A 3,892-nucleotide genomic window follows, 5' to 3' on the forward strand; every position below is an offset into this window, starting at 1 on the left:
ACTTTCTTGAATTCCTATTATTCTATCAGCTTTTATACCAAACTTATCGTTCTTCTTTATATGAATCTAATTTTTTAAATCCATTTATTGCATATCTTCCTTGCTTTGCATTTATGCAACGGCCTTAAATTGATATATTTGCTTTTACTTATACTCAATTAATCTTTATTAATCTCGTTTTATTTTATTCTCTTCCTACTAGTTCAAGCAACTTATTTGCATAATTAGCATAATCCTGATTAATTTTTATACTCAGAAATTAAATTTCTAAATTTTTTGCAACAACACATTCAGAACCAGATTCAACTTATAATGGCATATTATCGTGCTTTCTCCATGGTTTTTCAACTTTTTTATTTTCAAGCATTGCTAAATACTTACATATTCTCCATCTAGTTCGGTGAGGTTTTATAATATCATCTAAATAACCACGTGATGCTGCAACAAGTGGTGATGCAAATTTTTCTTCGTACTCATCCACCGTCACTCCCTTCAGTATTTTTACCGCCCCCTTTGCTCCCATAACTGCAATCTCTGTATCAGGCCAAGCCAAATTAATATCACCTCTTAAATGCTTTGAGCTCATAACAATATAAGCGCCTCCATAAGATTTTCTTGCAATAAGGCTAATTTTTGGAACTGTAGCTTCAGCATAAGCATATAATAATTTTGCACCGTGCTTGATAATTCCTTTATGTTCTTGATCAGTCCCTGGTAAAAACCCTGGTACATCAATGAACGACACTATTGGTATACCAAAAGCATCACAAAACCTTATAAATCTTGCGGCTTTTATAGATGCATTAATATCTAAACAACCAGCTATTTCCATTGGTTGATTTGCTATAATACCTACAGGTCGCCCTTCAAATCTTGCAAATCCAACCATAATATTTTTTGCATAATTTTCTTTTATCTCAAAATAATCACCCTCATCAACTACTTTTTCAATGAGTTGCTTCATATCATAAGGTTTGGTATTATCTTTTGGCACTAAAGTTTCCAAGGACATTTCAATTCTATCTGCAGGATCGTTTGTTTTATAAGTTGGCAACTCTGCTACATTTGAGGATGGCAAGAAATCAAAAAGCCTTCTTACCATTTGCAGACACTCTATATCATTTTCTGCGACATAATCAATAACACCGCTTTTTTTCATATGAACCTGTGCTCCACCAAGCTCATCATGCGTTACATCCTCATGCGTGGCAGTTTTCACTATGTCTGGTCCCGTCAAATACATATATGAGGTCTGATTAACCATAAATATAAAGTCTGTTAATGCTGGAGAATATACTGCTCCTCCGGCACACGGTCCCATTATTATTGAAATTTGAGGTATCACTCCTGAAGAATCTACATTCCTTTGAAAAATTTCTCCATATCCTTTCAGGGAATCTACACCTTCTTGTATTCTTGCTCCTCCTGAATCATTTATCCCAATAATAGGAGCCTTCAATTTCAAAGCTAAATCTTGTATCTTAGTAATTTTTTTTGCATGCATTTCACCTAATGAACCGCCTATAACAGTAAAATCCTGACTAAATACAAAAACCATTCTCCCATTAATAGTGCCATAGCCAATAATAACACCATCGCCTGGAAAAATTTTATCTTGCATACCAAAATTTTGACACCTATGTTCAATAAAAGCATCCATTTCCTCAAATGAATCTGGATCTAACAAAATTTCTATTCTCTCCCTAGCAGTTAATTTGCCAGATTGATGCTGTCTATCTATCCTCTCTTGTCCGCCACCTAATCTTACCGCTTGTATTTTTTCATTTATTTTCTCGTTAATTTTTTTATGTTGCATAACTCTGCCATATATTAATATTGTGCATATACTAATAAAAAAATAATTCTTTGACAATGTTTTGAAAATTATCGTATAACAAATAGCTATTAAATATGTGGCTTCACTATATTTTTAAGCTTCAAGTGACAAAAAATTAATTAACCTTTTTTAATGAATATATTTACGCATTTTAGAAATATACTGTTTACTGATGTTGAATCTATTTATCCAAAAATTATAGAACGTGATGACATTAAAGTTGAATTTCCAAATAATCCTGAATACGGAGATTTATCATCTAACATTGGAATAATTATTGCTAAAAAAATAAAAGCCAATCCTAAAGATATTGCTGAAAAAATATTGAAAGTTATCAGCAAAAATGAATATATAGATGCGGTCACAATTGCAGGAGCTGGATTTTTAAATATTAAAATAAAAAAAAGCTTTTGGTATTTATTTTTAAAGCAATTAGTAAATAGTGGGCATGATTACCCTCAGATGAATATTGGCAAAGGTGAAAAAGTAAATATAGAATTTGTTTCTTCTAATCCAACAGGTCCACTTCATTTAGGACATGCTAAGGGAGCAGTATTTGGTGATGTAATTGCAAATTTACTTTTAAAATGTGGTTACAATATTACAAAAGAATTTTACATTAATGATGCAGGCAACCAGATTAATAATTTAACCAAATCGCTAAAAATTAGATACAAACAATTGCTTGGAGAAAAAATAGAATTAGAGGAAAATTGCTACCCTGGCGAATATCTCATAGAATTAGCAAAAAATTTACATGAAGAAATTAGAGATGATACAAATAAACTAAATGATGAAAATTTTTTAAATAATTTTGCTGTTGAAAAAATATTAGAAATTATTAAAAATGAACTCCATCATCTTGGTGTCTATCATGATAATTTTGTTTCTGAAAAGCAATTGATACTACAGAATAAAGTTAAACATTGCATAGATTTTTTAAAGGAAAAAAATTTGCTCTACCAAGGTATGCTGGAAAAACCAAAAGGTGAATCAAGCGATGACTGGGAACCAAAAGAACAAACTTTGTTTAGATCAACAAATTACGGCGATGATATTGATAGAGCTGTAGTAAAATCTAATGGGGAATACACATATTTTGCATCTGACATCGCCTATCACCTAGATAAAATTGAACGAGGATTCAATAATATGGTGTTATTACTTGGAGCTGATCACATAGGCTACAAAAAAAGATTAGTAAGTTCTGTAAATGCTTTAAGCGACGGGAAAGCTAAATTGGATGTTAAAATTTGTCAATTAGTGAAGCTTTTAAGGGATGGTAAACAAATAAAAATGTCCAAGCGTTCAGGAAATTTTATTTCTTTAGAAGAAATATTAGATGAAATTGGTAAGGATGCTCTAAGATTTGCAATCCTATCTAAAAGCTCAGATACGGTACTAGAAATAGATGTTGAAAAACTAAAACAACAAAATAAAGACAACCCAGTCTTTTACGTACAATACGCATCTGCTAGAGCAAATTCTATTTTAAAAAAGGCTAAAGAAATGCAAATTAATATTGAGAGCCTTGTTAAAGAAGAAATTGATCTATCACTACTTGATAGTGAATATGATTTTAACTTAATTAAGATATTAGCACTATACCCAAAAATACTAACTTCTTGCCTAAATACTCTAGATCCTCATAAGATATCATATTACCTATATGATTTGGCGTGTAGTTTTCACCAAATATGTAGCAAAGGCACTAAAGAAGAAAATATAAAATTCATAACCAAGGACAATGTTGAATTAACAAAAGCACGCATTTTATTAGTTCATGCTACTACATTAGTTATCGCCTCAGGATTAAAAATCTTGGGAATTAAGGCAGTAGAACAAATGTAATATAAAATAATTCATAAATCTTTTGTTGCGCTTGCGATATTTTTCACGCCTCATATCGTTTTTACTGTTATATATTGTAAGACCATTGCATAATAGGCAGAAAGAAACATATATGATAGAATGAAAAGATAAGTACATACGAAAGAGGAGGCAAAATGTCATTTTTAGTAAGAGAAGCAGAAGAACGTATAGAGAAGAGTAAGT

Annotated in this window: 2 protein-coding genes; one reads left to right on the forward strand and one right to left on the reverse strand. The window is 31.1% G+C overall.

The features are described from left to right. Positions 1–307: 307 nt before the first annotated feature. Entirely contained in the window at positions 308–1,816 is a 1,509-nt protein-coding gene (locus L8D11_RS03965; protein ID WP_236870378.1) for an acyl-CoA carboxylase subunit beta, read from the reverse strand. A 153-nt stretch (positions 1,817–1,969) separates the two neighbouring features. Between L8D11_RS03965 and argS the strand changes: the two genes are divergently transcribed. Beyond that, positions 1,970–3,688, forward strand: coding sequence for an arginine--tRNA ligase (gene argS / locus L8D11_RS03970; protein WP_236870379.1), 1,719 nt, complete (start codon positions 1,970–1,972; stop codon positions 3,686–3,688). Positions 3,689–3,892: the final 204 nt, after the last annotated feature.

Origin of the sequence: Candidatus Bandiella numerosa, from assembly GCF_021811875.1 — a bacterium.
GTDB lineage: Bacteria > Pseudomonadota > Alphaproteobacteria > Rickettsiales > Midichloriaceae > Aquirickettsia > Aquirickettsia numerosa_A.